At 36.0% G+C, this 17,009-nt stretch carries 19 protein-coding genes; 4 read left to right on the top strand and 15 right to left on the bottom strand.

What is annotated here, in order from left to right:
* Window positions 1–292: 292 nt before the first annotated feature.
* Together J7604_RS05820 and J7604_RS05825 are read left to right on the top strand one after the other, a co-directional pair.
* Window positions 293–2,848 (top strand): T9SS type A sorting domain-containing protein, encoded by a 2,556-nt coding sequence (locus J7604_RS05820; RefSeq protein WP_293892469.1) that lies wholly within the window; start codon window positions 293–295, stop codon window positions 2,846–2,848.
* A 16-nt stretch (window positions 2,849–2,864) separates the two neighbouring features.
* Window positions 2,865–3,104 (top strand): PID-CTERM protein-sorting domain-containing protein, encoded by a 240-nt coding sequence (locus J7604_RS05825; RefSeq protein ID WP_293892472.1) that lies wholly within the window; start codon window positions 2,865–2,867, stop codon window positions 3,102–3,104.
* Window positions 3,105–3,242: 138 nt separating this feature from the next.
* On the opposite strand, the gene J7604_RS05830 is transcribed toward J7604_RS05825, so the two are convergent.
* The 8 genes from J7604_RS05830 to rpmB form a co-directional block, all read right to left on the bottom strand.
* Window positions 3,243–3,815, bottom strand: a complete 573-nt coding sequence (locus J7604_RS05830) for a 5-formyltetrahydrofolate cyclo-ligase (RefSeq protein ID WP_293892475.1) — start codon at window positions 3,813–3,815, stop codon at window positions 3,243–3,245.
* Complete coding sequence (gene bshC, locus J7604_RS05835; protein ID WP_293892478.1) at window positions 3,812–5,371, bottom strand: bacillithiol biosynthesis cysteine-adding enzyme BshC; 1,560 nt, start codon at window positions 5,369–5,371, stop codon at window positions 3,812–3,814. Before bshC ends, J7604_RS05830 begins: the two co-directional genes overlap by 4 nt.
* A gap of 187 nt (window positions 5,372–5,558) precedes the next feature.
* Complete coding sequence (gene rimO, locus J7604_RS05840; protein WP_293892481.1) at window positions 5,559–6,872, bottom strand: 30S ribosomal protein S12 methylthiotransferase RimO; 1,314 nt, start codon at window positions 6,870–6,872, stop codon at window positions 5,559–5,561.
* 87 nt (window positions 6,873–6,959) lie between these two features.
* Window positions 6,960–7,466: a hypothetical protein gene (locus tag J7604_RS05845; RefSeq protein WP_293892484.1), complete on the bottom strand. Its 507-nt coding sequence runs from the start codon at window positions 7,464–7,466 to the stop codon at window positions 6,960–6,962.
* Window positions 7,432–8,388 carry a signal recognition particle-docking protein FtsY gene (ftsY, locus tag J7604_RS05850; protein ID WP_293892487.1) on the bottom strand — a complete coding sequence of 319 codons (957 nt, stop codon included), beginning with the start codon at window positions 8,386–8,388 and terminating at the stop codon, window positions 7,432–7,434. Before ftsY ends, J7604_RS05845 begins: the two co-directional genes overlap by 35 nt.
* 83 nt (window positions 8,389–8,471) lie before the next feature.
* Window positions 8,472–8,627, bottom strand: coding sequence for a DUF4295 domain-containing protein (locus tag J7604_RS05855; RefSeq protein WP_081671085.1), 156 nt, complete (start codon window positions 8,625–8,627; stop codon window positions 8,472–8,474).
* Between the two features lie 3 nt (window positions 8,628–8,630).
* Window positions 8,631–8,813 carry a 50S ribosomal protein L33 gene (gene rpmG / locus J7604_RS05860; RefSeq protein ID WP_028981480.1) on the bottom strand — a complete coding sequence of 61 codons (183 nt, stop codon included), beginning with the start codon at window positions 8,811–8,813 and terminating at the stop codon, window positions 8,631–8,633.
* Between the two features lie 35 nt (window positions 8,814–8,848).
* Window positions 8,849–9,085: a 50S ribosomal protein L28 gene (rpmB, locus tag J7604_RS05865; protein ID WP_028981479.1), complete on the bottom strand. Its 237-nt coding sequence runs from the start codon at window positions 9,083–9,085 to the stop codon at window positions 8,849–8,851.
* 454 nt (window positions 9,086–9,539) lie between these two features.
* Between rpmB and rocD the strand changes: the two genes are divergently transcribed.
* Together rocD and hemB are read left to right on the top strand one after the other, a co-directional pair.
* Window positions 9,540–10,772, top strand: a complete 1,233-nt coding sequence (gene rocD / locus J7604_RS05870) for an ornithine--oxo-acid transaminase (protein WP_293892496.1) — start codon at window positions 9,540–9,542, stop codon at window positions 10,770–10,772.
* Between the two features lie 19 nt (window positions 10,773–10,791).
* Window positions 10,792–11,760 (top strand): porphobilinogen synthase, encoded by a 969-nt coding sequence (hemB, locus tag J7604_RS05875; RefSeq protein ID WP_037576494.1) that lies wholly within the window; start codon window positions 10,792–10,794, stop codon window positions 11,758–11,760.
* Between the two features lie 133 nt (window positions 11,761–11,893).
* Here hemB and J7604_RS05880 read toward each other — a convergent pair whose 3' ends face one another.
* The 7 genes from J7604_RS05880 to J7604_RS05910 all read right to left on the bottom strand — a co-directional run bounded on the left by J7604_RS05880 (window position 11,894) and on the right by J7604_RS05910 (window position 17,009).
* Window positions 11,894–12,265 carry a co-chaperone GroES family protein gene (locus J7604_RS05880; protein WP_293892503.1) on the bottom strand — a complete coding sequence of 124 codons (372 nt, stop codon included), beginning with the start codon at window positions 12,263–12,265 and terminating at the stop codon, window positions 11,894–11,896.
* Window positions 12,266–12,403: 138 nt separating this feature from the next.
* On the bottom strand, window positions 12,404–13,219 hold the full coding sequence (locus J7604_RS05885) for a hypothetical protein (RefSeq protein WP_293892506.1): 816 nt from the start codon (window positions 13,217–13,219) through the stop codon (window positions 12,404–12,406).
* Between the two features lie 76 nt (window positions 13,220–13,295).
* Window positions 13,296–13,721, bottom strand: a complete 426-nt coding sequence (locus J7604_RS05890) for a hypothetical protein (RefSeq protein WP_293892508.1) — start codon at window positions 13,719–13,721, stop codon at window positions 13,296–13,298.
* A gap of 5 nt (window positions 13,722–13,726) precedes the next feature.
* Window positions 13,727–14,524, bottom strand: a complete 798-nt coding sequence (locus J7604_RS05895) for a hypothetical protein (RefSeq protein ID WP_293892511.1) — start codon at window positions 14,522–14,524, stop codon at window positions 13,727–13,729.
* A 70-nt stretch (window positions 14,525–14,594) separates the two neighbouring features.
* The gene (gene mnmD / locus J7604_RS05900; protein WP_293892514.1) at window positions 14,595–15,263 is read right to left on the bottom strand and encodes a tRNA (5-methylaminomethyl-2-thiouridine)(34)-methyltransferase MnmD; all 669 of its coding nucleotides are present in this window, start codon (window positions 15,261–15,263) and stop codon (window positions 14,595–14,597) included.
* A complete protein-coding gene (locus J7604_RS05905; RefSeq protein ID WP_293892517.1) occupies window positions 15,253–16,323 on the bottom strand; it encodes a sulfotransferase in 1,071 nt (356 codons plus the stop codon). Before J7604_RS05905 ends, mnmD begins: the two co-directional genes overlap by 11 nt.
* A complete protein-coding gene (locus J7604_RS05910; protein ID WP_293892520.1) occupies window positions 16,320–17,009 on the bottom strand; it encodes a WbqC family protein in 690 nt (229 codons plus the stop codon). The genes J7604_RS05905 and J7604_RS05910 overlap by 4 nt, the downstream gene beginning before the upstream one ends.

Raw genomic sequence — 17,009 nt, forward strand, 5'->3', positions numbered from 1 at the left:
CTATTTTAGTGTATAACTCAAATATAGTTCTCACTTACTTTAACCGTTTCTTTATAATAAGCTACTTCTTACTGTTTGCTTTATGAATTAACCACACCTTCACCCAAAATTCAAAAACTGCACTACGATTCTCCTTACGTTTTGTTACATACTTTTTCCTCCATCCAGAAATTCTAGTGGCTATTATCTGTAACTTTATACCCAAAATTCCCCCCTCCACCGAAAGCTTCTTTCTGTGTTACAACCTTTTTTGTAAATTAAACTTTTTAAAGGCTACTAAAAAATCTTTTATATGATCAAAAATTACCGCATCAGGCTAATATTTTTTATCCTGATAATTTTTCATTCATCATTAGTCTTTTCTCAAACTACATTAGGCTTATACCAGTTCACCGGTAATACCTGTGCGTCTCCGAAATTTGGAGTAACCACTCAGCCTGCTTATGCTACGTTTGGAAATTTGACTACCAACCTTATCTGCAATGAAGCTGCAAATAAGTATCTGTCCTCTAACTGGAGTATGAATAATTCCGGACCGAGTAATACCTATGTTCAGTTTTCTTTAACAGCAAATTCGGAAACCAATCTTATTATCTCCGGAATAAAATATACCAGATATAGATCCGCTACAGGTCCTGGTGCCGTGATTCTAAAATACAGCACTGATGGTGTAAACTTTTCTGACTATGCCACAACTGTTGATTCTGTTAAAACCACAAGCTCCAGAAAGTCACTAACAAAATCTATTATCACTGAAAAAGGAGCAACCTTAACCTTTAGACTTTATGGATGGCTGGCTACTGACGCTGCAGGACAATTATCTTTGGATGAAATAGAGGTATTGGGAACAATCCTTACCGGTCCAATTACCTTTTACAGCCAGGCTTCAGGAAATTCCAATGCCAGTATCTGGGCGACCTCTGTTACAGGTACAAAAATACCAGCAGTCTTCAACTCCGAGAACTCTTTTGTAATTCAGACAGGGCATTCCGTAAAGGCTTTGAATAACATAGTTGCAAAAGACCTCTCTATTGCCAGCACTGGTAAGCTTTATGCCGGTTCAGCTACAGAATTTTCGGTAACTCTTTATGGCAACTTGGTGGTGAACGGAAACTTCGGAAACGGAGCATCTGCTTCTGATAAACTGACTCTGAAAACAATTAACAATGCGACTATAACCGGGACCGGAATATTTCATACCTATGGCCTGCAAAACTCTGGGACTCTATCAGTAGGTCTTCCAACCTATATTCAGGGGAGTTTAGTAAGCTCGCAGCCAGTAAACTTTAATAATTATCCCGTAACTTTCAAATCTCCTTCTTCTCCTTATGAAGCCCAATATATTTCCGGAAGCCCTCTGACTGTTAAAAATATCTATATTTCCAATTCAGTTGGAGTTACCAACCAGACTTCCATTACTATAACAGGAGTCCTTAATTTAACGTCAGGAACATTCAATACTTCCAATAATGTAATACTTGACCTGAACACTGGTTATATCTCAAGATTTGGTACTGGCACGTTGTCAGGTAAGATCAAAATAAAGAAAAATATTTCAGGAAATGAACCAGGGTATCACCATGTATCATTCCCACTTACTAATGTAACATTATCAGAACTTGCAGATAATGCAACCCTGGAAAAGGGCGGATATTCTTGGATTTACACTTACAATGAAGCTGATAAACATCCCAGTATCGACAGCGGCTGGGTGGCGGTTTCAGGCCTAAGCACACCTTTAGTAAACACTACCGGTTATACTTTCTACTTCAACAAACCGACTTCACTTGATTTGTCTGGTAACTTTGTTAATACCAGCTCTCCGGTTAAATTCAATGTAACGAATACGAATTCTGGAGATAGTCAGAGCGATGGATGGAATCTGATCGGGAATCCTTTTCCTTATCCAATCAGTTGGGTGCAGGATACCGGGTGGAGTAAAACCAATGTAACCAACGCCATCTATATCTGGGATACAAAAGCCAACAAATACAGAACATACATCAATGGTGCAAGCCTTAATGGCGGCAGCCCAGTCATTCCTTCGATGCAGGCTTTTTTCATAAAGGCATCAACAGGTTTAAAACCAACTTTGTCTGTTAACAGAAAAGCATTTACCAACCTGTCCAACCCAGCAGTGACCAGAACAGAAGTAGTTTCATCCGGGTTAAAGCTTAGTGTTTCAAGCAACATTGGCTCTGACGAGACCCTTATTCGCTTAAGTACAGAAGCGGACACCTCATTTAACGAAGAATTTGATGCTTATAAATTATTAAACTCCGGTAACTGCCCGTCAATCTTCACTCAATTGAATGGGATTGATTATGCAGTAAACTCAATTCCCGATGAATTTAATTCAGTTGAAATTCCATTAGTGATTGCTGCAGCATCTGCTGGTAATTATCTGATTTCAGCCTCAGATCTAAGCTCAATCGGAGAGGATTACAATATATCTCTTACTGACAAACAATTTGAAAAAACACAAAATCTAAGAACTAATCCGAATTACTCTACTTATATTAATCAAAATGAAAACCCGGAAAGGTTTTATCTGACATTGGAAAAAGCAAGAACAGATGTTGTAACTGGAGTGAATGGTAACACTGCTCAAAACCTGAGTCTGTATTGTTTTGACAAAAAAATATTCTTCAATTTACCTGAATCGGTAAATTCATCTTTAAGCTTAAGTATTTCAGACGTCTCAGGGAATCAATTGCTAAGCAATAAAGAATTGACTGTTGATGGCTCAACCGCGGTTTATAATGTTGAAAATTTAAAACCAGGGATGTACCTTGTTTCCGTTTTTGACGGACAAAAGTTTGTGACTAAAAAAATTATCCTTTATTAATTTTTCACATATGAAGATGAAATCAATAATTAAAATAGTATCAAAAGTTATATTTATAGTATTGCTTGCGATAGCCGCAGAAACAGCATATGCACAACCTGGCGGTGGTGGAGGTGGCCCTGGAGGATCTGGAGGTCCGGGTGGAACGGGTAACATACCAATGGACGGAGGTATTGGAGCTTTTCTGATCGCGGGTGCTGCATTTGGAGCAAAAAAAATTCACTCTCATTATAAGAAAAACAAAGAATTGAAATAGCACTAAAAGCGCAGTCAACAAGGCTGCGCTTTTTATTTAATGATATCTATTTATCCAAAGGCATGATAGATGTTTAGTAATCTCATATATACTGCGATTTCAGTGGGAGACCCTAACATAAATTTAAGCTTCCAGATTTTAAAACCTATTCAACTCCTTCCCTACAATACAGTAATTCATTGGAATATCATATTGATCCACATCTTCAATAATATCTACCGGGGGGAAATAAGCCAAGCCTACTTTTAATACATCCACACGACAGGTAGCCAAAAACCTGTCATAAAACCCTTTACCATACCCCACTCTGAACCCATGGTTATCAAAGGCAAGCATAGGTAAAAACACAAGGTCTATCAACTCATGGGGCGTAGGGCGAGCATTGATAGGTTCAGGAATTTTCCAGGGATTTTCTTCTAAAACAGTGGTAGGTGTAAAATAATAACTATCAATTGTATGATTATCCACATTAGATTTAGGAATTGAAATATCAATCGAAGGATAGTTTTTCCAGAACCTGTCGATAATGTATTTGGTATTTATTTCAGCTTTTAAAGGAATGGGGAGAAATATGTGAGCACATTTCACATTCTTCAAATCAAAGTTATTAAAAAAACAATCTGCAGATTCCTGGCTCAGCTCTTCGAGCTTTTGGGAAGAAATGTTTTTCCTTTCATTTAAAAAGTGTGACCTTATTTCTTTCTTTGTCATTCCGGCAACAAAACTTTAAACCTGAAATCAAATGGATCTGCAGTCATCAATTTGTTTATCAAATCCGGATCATTGATGTAAAAATTAAGGAAATTATCATAACGTTCCTGAAGTGTATTTGCCGGAAACAACTTCTCTTTCAAACCAAGTAATTGGTGAATTCCTTGTTCATGCTTTTTCTCCAAAGCTTTCTTAAATCGCTTTTCTACATTATTAATTATATCACCTGCCCTCTTTGCTTCTGCTTCTGTAAAGGCAACCAGAGTCGGGTCTATATCAGCAGCTTTAGTCTGAAGCATTTTAAAAATATATTCCAACAGTGCATGCTCCTCTACAGTTTCAATATGCTCTGAAGAATGCTTTTCCAGATATAATTCTTTTAATTCAAAAGCTGATTTAAATAAGTCTTCTTCTGTAAAATTTAGTTTAGCTATCTTTTTACTATTCGCTGAATTGATAATTAAGAAAAACAATCTCGGCATCAACATTGGAAATGTTATTCCGAAGTGATTGAATACGCCTTTAAGCTGCAGCCAGTATGTCACCTCTGCTGGTCCTCCGACATAAGCAAGGTTAGGTAGCAACATTTCCTGATACAATGGCCTCAAAGCCACATTAGGACTAAAAACTTCCGGCTGTTCTTCTGCAAGCTTATATATTTCTGATTTACTGAAAACAATGTCTGTATTATTAACACTAAAATGATCTCCCTCATTGATAATTCTTTCTCTCAAGCCTTCTTTTAAGTAAAAAAGATTTATCTCTCTTGGAAATATCTGTCTATCATAGCCAAGATCTTTCAGAGCTGTGGTTGTTTTTTCTACAATTTTACAAACCTTATCTCCTTCAATTTCTTCCTTGATTACTGGCTTCAATACTTGCTTTAAAGATTGATCATCACCATCAAGTACTACCAATCCATAATCTCCGAAGAGTTCATTAAGAATGTAGCGTGTAGCATCTGTTAAAGTTCTGCCGTTTTCTAAATATGCTTTTTCAAACAGCTCAACCTTTTCCGGAAGTTCATTTAATATCTTTTCAATACCTTCGCAAGTCAACCTCCCTACTGCTCCTTTTTGCTTGGTTTCCCAAGTATATTTTTTTCCGAAAAGATGAAAATGGTTAATTTCTTCGAAATCATGATCCTCAGATGCGATCCAGAATATGGGAACAAATGAACATTTCGGATATTTACGTTTTAAAATCTCGCAAGCTTTAATGATAGCAACAGTCTTGTAAATCAAATACAAAGGGCCTGTAAACAGATTTAACTGGTGGCCAGTGGTAATTGTAAATGTATTTTCTTTTAATAAATCTCCAATCCCCTTACTTGCTGTGTCCTTTATTACAATATTTGAATATTGCCTTTTCAAAGCATCAGTCAAAAGCACTCTTTGATCTGCATTAAACTTCTTCTGAGCTATTTGCTGCTCAATATTTTCTATTGAAGGAAAAAGATTATAAAAAGGCGAGAGATCCTCTTTCTTTGAAATGTAATCAATATATAATTTTGAAAAAGCACCGGTTTTTTCAGCTTCAACAGGAAGTATTTTCATTGATGGTGGTGGAAATTTAAGGCCAATTTAAGCCTGATTTTTCAATAGACAAATACAACGAAAAAAAATGAAATTCTGGTAACATCGGAAGGTATTGGAAACGGAGGACTTAAGCATAAAAAAAAATTGGTTCTGGTGAAATGCCAGAACCAATTTCGTACTTTAATTAATCCTAAGTTTTATCTGATTAGCTGACAATTTTACCATAAAGATCAAATTCAGAAGCAGAATCGATTTTTACGTTTGCAAAATCACCAACTCTTACATAAGTATTTTCTGCTGAAACCAAAACTTCATTGTCTACTTCAGGAGAGTCTGATTCTGTTCTTCCAATGAAATATCCACCTTCTTTTCTGTCAAAAAGTACTTTATATGTATTTCCAACCTTTGCCTGATTTAATTCAAGAGAAATGCCTTCCTGAATACCCATAATAGTGTCTGCTCGCTCTCTTTTTATTTCAGCAGGGATATCATCATTTAAAGTATATGCATGAGTATGTTCTTCGTGAGAATATGTGAATATTCCCAGCCTGTCAAATTTCATTTCCTCTACAAACTGGCAAAGCTCTTCAAAATCCTCCTCTGTTTCACCTGGATGCCCGGCAATCATCGTTGTTCTTAAAGCTATATTCGGCACTTTATCTCTAATAGCTTTTATCAACTCTTCAGTTCTGTTGCGGGTGATGCCTCTTCTCATAATCTTCAACATATTTGAAGAGGCGTGCTGAAGCGGCATATCCAGGTATTTGCAGATGTTATCTCTTTCAGCCATTACATCAAGTACATCCATTGGAAACTGAGACGGATAAGCATATTGTAAACGTATCCAGTCAATTCCATTAACGTCAGACAGTTTCCTTAACAGTTCCGCAAGATCGCGTTTGCCGTAAATATCAAGACCGTAATAAGTAAGATCTTGAGCAATCAGAATTAATTCTTTCGTTCCATTTTTGGCCAGGTTCTTTGCTTCCGTTACTAATTCATCAATACCTCTTGATACATGTTTGCCCCTCATTACTGGTATTGCACAAAAAGAACACGGACGATCACAGCCTTCTGCTATTTTCATAAAAGCATAATGTCGAGGAGTTGTGATCAGACGCTCTCCCAGCAATTCATGTTTATAGTCAGCTTTAAACTTTTTGAGAAGTATTGGAAGATCGCTTGTACCAAAAAAAGCATCCACCTGAGGGATTTCCTTTTCAAGATCATCTTTATATCGCTGAGAAAGGCAACCAGTCACATAAATCTTTTCTACAAGTCCGCTTTCTTTCGCATCTACATATCTTAAAATTGTATCTATAGACTCTTGTTTGGCATTGTCAATAAAGCCGCAGGTATTGATCACTACCACATTGGCGTCATCCTTTCCTGATTCGTGCGCAGCATCAATATTATTACCTCTCAATTGGGTTAGAATATTTTCCGAGTCTACCAGATTTTTAGAACAACCTAATGTAATGATATTTACCTTTGTCTTTCTTGTGCCTTTAGTTTTCATCTTTAATACTGGAATAGTGATTAGAAGCCGGAATAAATGGCTATTCCATCAGCGCTCCAATCCCCAAAATTACTTATTATTTTTAAACTATTCAGAGTAGTGTGCCATGTAGTCTACTTCAAAAACTACATTTGTAAGTTTATTTTTTTCCACCTTTACTGGAAACAGGTAATAATCAGGAGAAATTTTAGAATACAATCTTCCCCCCTCATTTATGACCAGTGAATATTTTCCAACTTCCAAAGGCAACTTGAAAGTTCCGTCTTGTTGGCTTAGAATTGTGTCTAAGGGAGTTGTTGAGATGGTTTTAAAAAAATCTCTCTCGGCAAGTTCCGATTCTTTTAATGAAGTAAGCGGATATACATAGATTTCTCTTTCGATACCCAAAATTTTACCTTCCTCAGGAAGCTCTTCGGTTGTGAAGAAATTACCCTCTTTGAATATTAATTTGCCTGTAATGCCTTGACTTGTGTCTGCTGAGACAGAAACTGTTTTTCGGGAAACGCAGGAATACTCTGAAAAAGAAAACAGAAATATTAACCCCAGAATCAGGATTAATTTATTGCCTGTTAAAGAGAGAGTCAACGAACTCATGTTTATTAAAGACCTGAAGGTCATCTACCTTTTCTCCTACTCCGATATATTTTACTGGTATTTTAAACTGGTCTGATATTCCTAAGACCACACCGCCTTTTGCTGTACCATCTAACTTTGTGATTGCCAGAGCTGATACCTCGGTAGCTTTAGTAAATTCGGTAGCCTGAACGAATGCATTTTGGCCGGTACTTCCATCCAAAACTAAAAGGACTTCATGAGGTGCTTCAGGTATAAATTTCTGAATAACCCTCTTTATTTTAGAGAGCTCATTCATAAGATTTACTTTAGTATGCAATCTTCCTGCAGTATCAATGATTACTACGTCAGCTTGCTGATCAACACCTTGCTTTGCGGCATCAAATGCTACTGAAGCTGGGTCTGTGTTCATGCCGTGAGATACTACAGGTACTCCAACCCTTTCTCCCCACATTTTCAATTGGTCTACAGCGGCAGCCCGGAAAGTATCTGCAGCTCCCAGAACTACTTTTTTTCCTTTCTTTTTAAACTGCGCTGATAGTTTACCAATGGTAGTCGTTTTACCGACACCATTCACTCCGACAACAAGAATTACATATGGCCCGGATACTTTTGGAACTTCATAGTCAGACAAATCCTCTGAGTTATTTTCAGCGAGAAGGCCTGCAATTTCTTCCTTCAGAATTTTATCAAGATCGGAAGTAGTTACATAGTTATCCTTTTCAACTCTCTGTTCAATTCTTTTGATAATCTTTAAGGTAGTCTGTACGCCGACATCAGATGTAACCAGCATTTCTTCCAGATTATCCAAGACCTCGTCATCAACCTTGGACTTTCCCACCATGGCCTTGGTTAGCTTAGAAAAGAAGCTATCCTTGGTTTTCTCCAGACCTTTATCCAGAGACTCCTTTTTATCCTTTGAAAAGAAATTAAACAGCGCCATGAAATAATCTTTTTCTTAAAACACTAAAATAATAAAAAAGTCCCGTTAAGGGACTTTATCATTAATAATTTACAAAGAAGCAATTATTTCTTCAATGCTTCTTGAACCTGATCTACTGGTACGATTTCTTCTTTGAAAGCGTAAGCTCCAGTTTTATCGTTCTTTACTGCCTTAATAATTTTGGCAAACCCTTTTCCAGCATCAGCCTTCTTCAGGGTAGCAACTACTTTCTTTGCCATGGGTTATTTAATTTCTTTATGAGTGGTCACTTTTTTTAACACAGGATTGTATTTTTTTAATTCAATCCTTTCAGGAGTATTTTTCCTGTTTTTAGTAGTGATATATCTGCTTGTACCAGGTAGACCACTGTTTTTGTGCTCGGTACACTCCAGAATCACCTGAATCCTGTTACCTCTTTTTGCCATGATTTATTGCAATTTCTCTTGTAAAAACCAAATAATTAAACGGCCATTCCGTTTGCCTTAGCCTCTTTTAATACAGCGCTAATGCCTTTTTTTGTAATTGTTCTTAAAGCAGATGCAGACACTTTAAGAGTTATCCATTTGTTTTCTTCAGGAATAAAAAATTTCTTAGTCTGAAGATTAGGATAGAATTTTCTCTTTGTCTTGTTGTTGGCGTGAGAAACATTGTTTCCTACTCTAGTTCTCTTTCCTGTAATTTGACAAACTCTAGCCATTTTTCTAATTTTTTATATTATAGGGTTGCAAAGATGCGAAAATAAAATCTAAATACAAAATTTAGATTTATTTTTTCTTTCGAAGAAAAGTAATTTATCCTTTACATATATGGAGTAAATGTTCTTTAGCCTCAATTCTTCCTAAACAAAATTACGTCAAAAAACTCTTTGTGAGAAATATTTTTTCGAGAAGTCAGCCCAGAAATCCCCTCTCCTTTTTAAAATTTCATTGCCATCTCCTTAATTTTCTGCACTATATAATACCAATTAAAAACTCATTTCTATTTTTCAGGAAACCATTCAATTCATTAAGAAAAGAATACTTTTATTTCTAAATTTGAAATTCTTTCCTGAAAAATTTCCTTATAATCCTGACATATTTATTCTGTGGAAGATTAGATGGAAAATTAATGATTTCAGGATATTTTCCTTTTTAAATTTAAAATACAAACTTATGATGGGGACTATTTCCGCAACTGCACAGGCTATTGAGCTGGAAGAAAAATATGGAGCACATAATTATCACCCTCTGCCGGTTGTCCTTTCTAAAGGAGAAGGAGTATTTGTCTGGGATGTTGAAGGAAAACGTTATTACGACTTTCTTTCTGCATATAGCGCTGTAAATCAAGGACATTGTCATCCTAAAATTATTAATGCACTGGTGGCACAGGCCCAAAAACTTACTTTAACAAGCCGGGCATTTTACAATGAGAGACTTGGGGAATGTGAGAAATTTATCACCGAATACTTTGGATATGACAAGGTGCTGATGATGAATTCTGGTGCTGAAGCAGTTGAAACTGCTATTAAGCTAGCAAGAAAATGGGGCTATACCGTTAAAAATATTCCAACAAATCAAGCTTTAATAGTTGCTGTAGAAAAAAATTTCCACGGCAGAACAACGGGAGTCATTGCTGCTTCTACGGATCCTGATTCGACAAAAGATTTCGGACCTTTCAATCCAGGATTCCAGATTATTCCATACAGTGATACTACAGCACTTGAAAATGCACTGAAGAATCCGAATGTCTGTGCATTCCTTGTAGAACCTATTCAAGGTGAGGCAGGGGTTTATGTACCTACCGAAGGCTATCTGAAAAAAGCTGCAGAACTTTGTAAAAAACATAATGTTCTATTCATCGTGGATGAGATCCAGACAGGAATTGGAAGAACCGGAAAGCTACTTGCCTCTCAATATGAAGATGTAAAAGCTGATATTCTGATACTTGGCAAAGCGATATCAGGTGGAACATATCCTGTATCCGCAGTACTTGCAGATGACCCTATCATGCTCACAATCAAACCAGGACAGCACGGATCCACATTTGGTGGAAATCCGATGGCTTGCGCTGTGGCTCAAGCTTCTCTGGAAGTAATTCGTGATGAAAAACTTACTGAAAATGCATTCAAAATGGGTGAGTTATTCAGAAAGAGAATGACAGAGCTGCAGAAAAAATCTGATCATGTGCTAGCGGTAAGAGGAAGAGGATTATTAAACGCAATCGTAATTAAACCTACAAATGACGGTAGAACTGCGTGGGATGTATGTGTGGCGCTAAAGGATAATGGTCTTTTAGCTAAACCTACTCACGGAGATATTATAAGGTTCGCTCCTCCTTTAGTAATTAATGAGACTCAGTTAAACGAATGTTGCGATATTATCGAAAAAACAATACTTGAATTTTAACTTCAAAACCTGAATAAACATGCGTCGTCCGAGAAGAAACAGAAAGTCTGAAGCGATCAGATCTATGGTAAGAGAACATCAGGTAAGCACTAACGACCTGATTTATCCAATGTTTATGCAGGAAGGTAAAAATGGGAGATCTGAAATAACCAGTATGCCTGGAATTTTCAGATATACACCTGATCTTTTAATCAAAGAAATTGAGCTTTGCATGAAGCTTGGATTAAAGACGTTTGCGCTTTTTCCTAAAATAGAAGATTCTTTAAAAGATCCTCTTGCTAAGGAAAGCTATAATGAGAAAGGTCTGTATTTAAAGACAATCAAGGCTATAAAATCAGCACTTCCTGAAGCTTGTATAATGACAGACGTAGCAATGGATCCATACAGTTCTGACGGTCACGATGGCATATTAAAAAATGGCAAAATTCTGAATGATGCCACACTTGAAGTGTTAGGAAAAATGGCTTTAGCGCAAGCTGAAGCCGGAGCAGACATTATCGGCCCTTCAGACATGATGGATTTTAGGGTAGGATACCTTAGAGAAATGTTAGACACCGAAGGCTTTGATGATGTATCTATAATGTCTTATACTGCTAAATATGCAAGTGCATTTTACGGACCATTCAGAAATGCTCTGGATTCTGCCCCAAAGGCTGGTGATAAGAAAACATACCAAATGGACCCGGCAAATCAGGCTGAAGCATTGATAGAAGCTGAACTTGACTTTGCTGAAGGTGCTGATTTCCTGATGGTAAAACCTGCATTGGCTTATCTTGATGTCATTAAACTTTTATATGACAATTATGAGCTTCCGATTGCAGCTTACAATGTAAGTGGAGAGTATGCCATGATAAAAGCAGCTTCTGAAAAAGGTTGGATTGATGGAGAAAAAGCAATGGCTGAAGCTTTGCTAAGCATGAAAAGAGCAGGAGCCAAAGTGATCCTTACTTATTTTGCAAAAGAATTTGCAGTTCTTTCAAATTATTAAAGCGAAAAGCAGAGTGCTGAAAGTAAAAAGAGGTAAATGAAAACACATTTACCTCTTTTTTTATAAACCTCAACGTATAGAGTGGCGTTGAATTTCTTTTCACTTTAAGCTTTTTGCTTTACGCTTTCAGCTTTTACAAATCCTCTCTCACAAGCATTAATATACTTGGCTGAGGCACTATAAAATACTTCTCATTATTAAAGGTAATCTCATAAGCGCCATTCTGTAGATAAATTGCAAGATCGCCTTCCTGAGCCTGCAATGGTATATACTTAGTTGAGTCCTGCTTTTCTTTCCAAGGTTCCTGATTACTTTCATCCGGGATAGGAATAGGATAGCCTGGTCCAACTTTGATAACATATCCGCTCTGGATCCTATCTTTTTCAATTACTCCCGGAGGCAGATATAGTCCCGAAGAAGTTTTATCAGTTAATGTTTTTGGCTTTATTAATACTCTATCTCCTACTACAATTAGTTTGTCAAGAGATCTGTCTATTGAAAGCATTATGAAATTATTTTTTTCTACAAATTTAATAAAGGCAATTCAATTATACATAAGCCTCCATAACAAACAGGGGAAAAGCCTGAATAAAAAAGGAGCTGTATTGCAGCTCCTTTTAATTAGTTTATCATTGAAATGAAATTATCTCTTCACATTAAGCAGAATCTTATCATCCTTCCCCCCCGGAAGATCTATCACATCTGTTATTTTAATAGCAGCGTAAGAAGAATTCGATTTTCTTCCTAGCCTGGTTAAAATAATCTGGCCTGGTTCCAGGTTCGAAATTTTATCTACTTTTTGTCCCGAGTTATATGCATCCTGCAAAGTCAAAGCTGTTGCATTTACATAGTCAAAACCATTGAACAGTACAAACTGCCCACCTGCAGGACTAATAATAGATTTGGATAAAACCGAAGATGTATCACTTGCTGAATACATCTGGATATCTCTTAAACTGTCAGGTGAAAGACCGGAGAATTTTGCAGTCATGGCCACCAGGTCAAAAGCATCAGCATTTCCAGAAGCTTTGGAATATAAAGAAGCGCCAGAAAATTCTGTCAGTAAAATTTCCTTGCCTTTGACAAGAATCTTTCTTGCTTCTGTTTTATCACGGCCTTCATTATCAATAATCCTGAACGTTAACAGAAGGGTATAATCTTTCTGTTTTTCAGGAATAACATACTCAAGTTTATAAGTTGAATTTCTAATCCCATTCATCATGGAATCTAATATGATCTTTGATGCACTACCAACTTCCTGTTGTGAAATAATTAATCTATTAAGCCCGTCTTTAGATGATGCATTAAAATAAAAGTTTTTAACTTCGCCGCCATATCCATTCAATACTATTTCTGAAGGGTCAACGGATGTTATCAAAGGATCCGGATCTTCTTTTTTACAGTTTTGAAAAAGTATAGCCGAAAGAAGAAATACAAAAATTATTCTGAATTTTATCATTTGATTTAAAATTAAAAAAAACCTAAGAAGATCTTAGGTTTTTTTTATGGTTTAATTTCAGGCAACAAAGTTGTTACTATTTTTCTTTTAATTTAAAAGCTTTTGCTTTTACCTGGATTGTTATCTTTCTTCCAAGGAACATTCTATCTACCACTTGAGTAAAGCCCAAAGGAAGAACGAAATCAGCCTCTGGTTTAGATTGCAATGCATCATAATATGCATTGTTAAATCCTCTTCCACGAAGTCTGAAGTTGAATACCCCTGTCGGATTTAGTCCAGGAGAACTGTAGTAAAATCTTCTTCCGCCTACAGGAATAAATCCTAAAAGATAACTTTGAGTGGCAGACCCTTTTATTTCACCCAGATATTCAAGATCTGCGGTTGTGAAATTAACTCTGGCATCCAAAGGAGCAACTGGCACTGCTTTATAATACATTCTGCATGAAGTAGCCAGGCTCAATAATAGGGCGCCTATGAATAATTTATTAAAAATGCTCTTCATCCTGATTAGTTAAAATAAATATTTAAGATTAATCTAAAGTTGCTGTTTGTATCCCAGGTTGTAGATCTTTTCTTCAGCTTGCTGTATTGATATGGGTCAGCATTACCTGCACCATCTGTAGTCTGAGTATAATAATCCTGAGATGTTGTTACACCACCAACTCTTTGTTCAGACTCAACGTGTGTTTTTCCTCCTAGAGTCCAAAGACCTTGCAAACCATATTCCATACCAACAGACAAAGGTAGATTAAGAACGAATACGTTAAAACCTACAACTCCACCAAGACCAACTAAGGTAGAAGGTGTTTTAGCAGAATAGTGATCAAAATCTCCATCGACATAATCGATTTCGTCTTTGTTCACTTCTCTTTTGAAACCTAGATAAAGATCACCACCAGCGTATACATCGAAGATGTTTTTGTTACTGAAATGTTTTTCAAGACCTGGTACAAGTACATACTCTCTAACACTTGCCTTTGATGATGTACTTTTTACAGTAGGGAAATTTGTTGGATCTACATCTCCTTTAGAAGTCGTAGACTCTTTTGTGATTCTGATACCGCCTCTTACAGCTACATCATCTTTAATGAAATACTTACCGCTAATAAGCCCGCCTTGTCTAAGGTCGTTATAATTGTCAAATACACTTTGGTTCATGTTAAATCCAAATGTAAGGACTTTAGATCCTTTCAAAGGTCTGGCTCCAATGTTGTAAACACTAGTATCGTTTAGCCTCTCTGATAATTGGGCAAATGATGTACTGGCAATTAATACCAGCAAAAAGATTACTGAAATTTTCCTCATGGTTAGAATTAAAATATGTACTTAAAAATAATTAATGTTTCAAAAATACAGTTTTTTAATGTTATGACAACTATTTTCTTCCTCTTGTCATCTCCTTTTTTCCCGGAGGGCCAGGAAGCGTCTCAACAAAAAAGCCTGCAGCCTTCAAATTTCTTTTAAATTGACCACTGGCACAATAACTTACGATTACGCCTTTATTTTTCAACCATCCATAAATTCTTTCAAAATTCCCTAACTCCCAAAGTTCAGGTTGTTTTGAAGGTGCAAATGCGTCGAAGTATACGAGGTCAAGAAATTCAGGTTGCATTTGCAAGTGTTCAAGCTTTTGCAAATGCTTTTGAAAGACGAAATCTTTGCTAAACTGTATTTTTTCACCAAAAGGAACCTTATGAAAGTCATAAAAAAAACTGCTTTTATCCGGAGCTATTATATCGGGATAATTCAGTGCTGAAAAAATATTTTCTTCTAATGGATATGGCTCGATTGTCTGATAAAAAATTTTCATTGCATTTTTTTCACTTTCAAGAAAAGTTAAAAATGTATTGAGCCCAGTCCCAAAGCCTACTTCAAGAATATTGATTTCGTTACCTGTATTTATTAAATCCAGTCCGTTTTTTATAAATACATATTCTGATTCACGCAATGCTCCGTGAGTTGAGTGATAGGTCTCTTTCATGTCAGGTATATAAAGAGAATGAGACCCATCTTCTGTTTTTATTATTTCAATTTTAGATTGCATGCTTTTTTAAAATTTTATATACCGATTCAAACTGATAATGCTTTTCTATTTCTTTACTTGAAAATCTATCTGTCTTTAGAAGGCCCGCCCTTTTAATTTCCATATTTTGATTTATTTCACTGACCGAATAATCATGCTGAAACAAATCATTGTCTATGGGGAATGGTTCTTTAAATACTTCGAAAACTTCTTTTAGATCTTTAACATCTTCACATTCATAATTCAAATATTTTAATTCGGGAGTGCAAAGCGTATTGACATACACAATGGAATTATCATCGAGAATCTCTTTATACTTGCCAATTGATGAAGAGGAGATCAATTCACTTTTCCCAAATGATGAATTGCTTTTCCAAATATTCCCCTGCTGATCTATGAGCCTCGACTGCAATTCTATTTCTTGGACATTCATAAACCCAGCTAATTCTTTCATTACAGACATAGGAGACGTAACAAGATCTTCATATCTGATAGAGTAAAAAAGTGGATGTTCAGAATAATGAATACGAAATGCAACAGACTTCCTCCACATTCTTATTGTATACAGCAATGGCCTGACTTTACCTGTATACTCTTTTCCTAATGCTGCAGAACTGAGCACATCTCTAGGATCTCTTATTATGTGAATTACACGTATACCATTTTCAAGAAGTGTTCCGATAAAATCTTCACACAATATCTCCTTACTACCCACATATAATGTTTCCTTTGTTATTAAGTCCTTTCCTGCTGCTACCTGAAGCTGTTTGAATAAATCAATAAAGCCATCGCTGGAATGAAGTAAAGATTCACTTCCTAAGTTTACCTTATCTGTTTCGCTAAGCTTATAGCGATTGAGAAATTCAATAAAATCCTGCATTTCAAAATACTCATTATCCAATCGAGTATTGATAGGATAAACGGATGAAATATTTTGCATTTCATTAAATCTCTTTTTCACTAAATGATAAAAAGACGGATACGGCTGAAATGCAATGCTGACAGAAGGGTGCTGGAATAAAAGCTTTTCCAGGAGGGTTGTTCCTGACCTATATAAACCGGTGACGAAAAAAAATTTCAACTTTTATAACTTTTAAGGAATTCGATCGAGTGTTTTCCTTCATTAAATATAAGGTCTAGAATGCTTACTTCATGAATGAAGGGAGGAAAGAGCTGATTGTATTCTTTATAACCGGAATAATCAAAGTATCTCAATGATATCCCTTTTTCTTGTATTGATTCTTGCTTCAAATAATTTTTCACTGCGGGCCCACACAAAAATTCTGTTGCTTCAGTCTTTAAAAGAATATCTATTAAACGACCTATTTTATCTCCTTCCGGAGCATATATGGAAGAATCATTAAATATGGTTTCTATTCCCAAACAAGTAGAAATTTCTTTTATTGCAAACTGATTATACTCTGATAATGTCTCAATTTCATTAAAATACAATTTATTAATCAGAGGTAGTGAAACCTCATAGAATGGCGCTTTAGAATAATATTTTTCAAGTATCTGGAAGTGCTTTCTTTTCCAATCATTATTTATAAACCTTACTTCTTTTATCGTTCTTTTAATATTATCTCCAACAGGAATGGAAAGCCACTTTGTACCTTCATCTGTTTTTATTTTATTTCTGTTTCTCCAGTCGCCAGTAGTGTATTGAACGTCATCATAAAAAATAAATTCATCAGCACTATTGATTAAATCAAAATATCCTTTCCAGGGAATATAATTTGACTGAAGAATGACTACAGTCTTTCTCAT

Origin of the sequence: Sporocytophaga sp., assembly GCF_017745095.1 — a bacterium.
Taxonomy (GTDB): domain Bacteria; phylum Bacteroidota; class Bacteroidia; order Cytophagales; family Cytophagaceae; genus Sporocytophaga.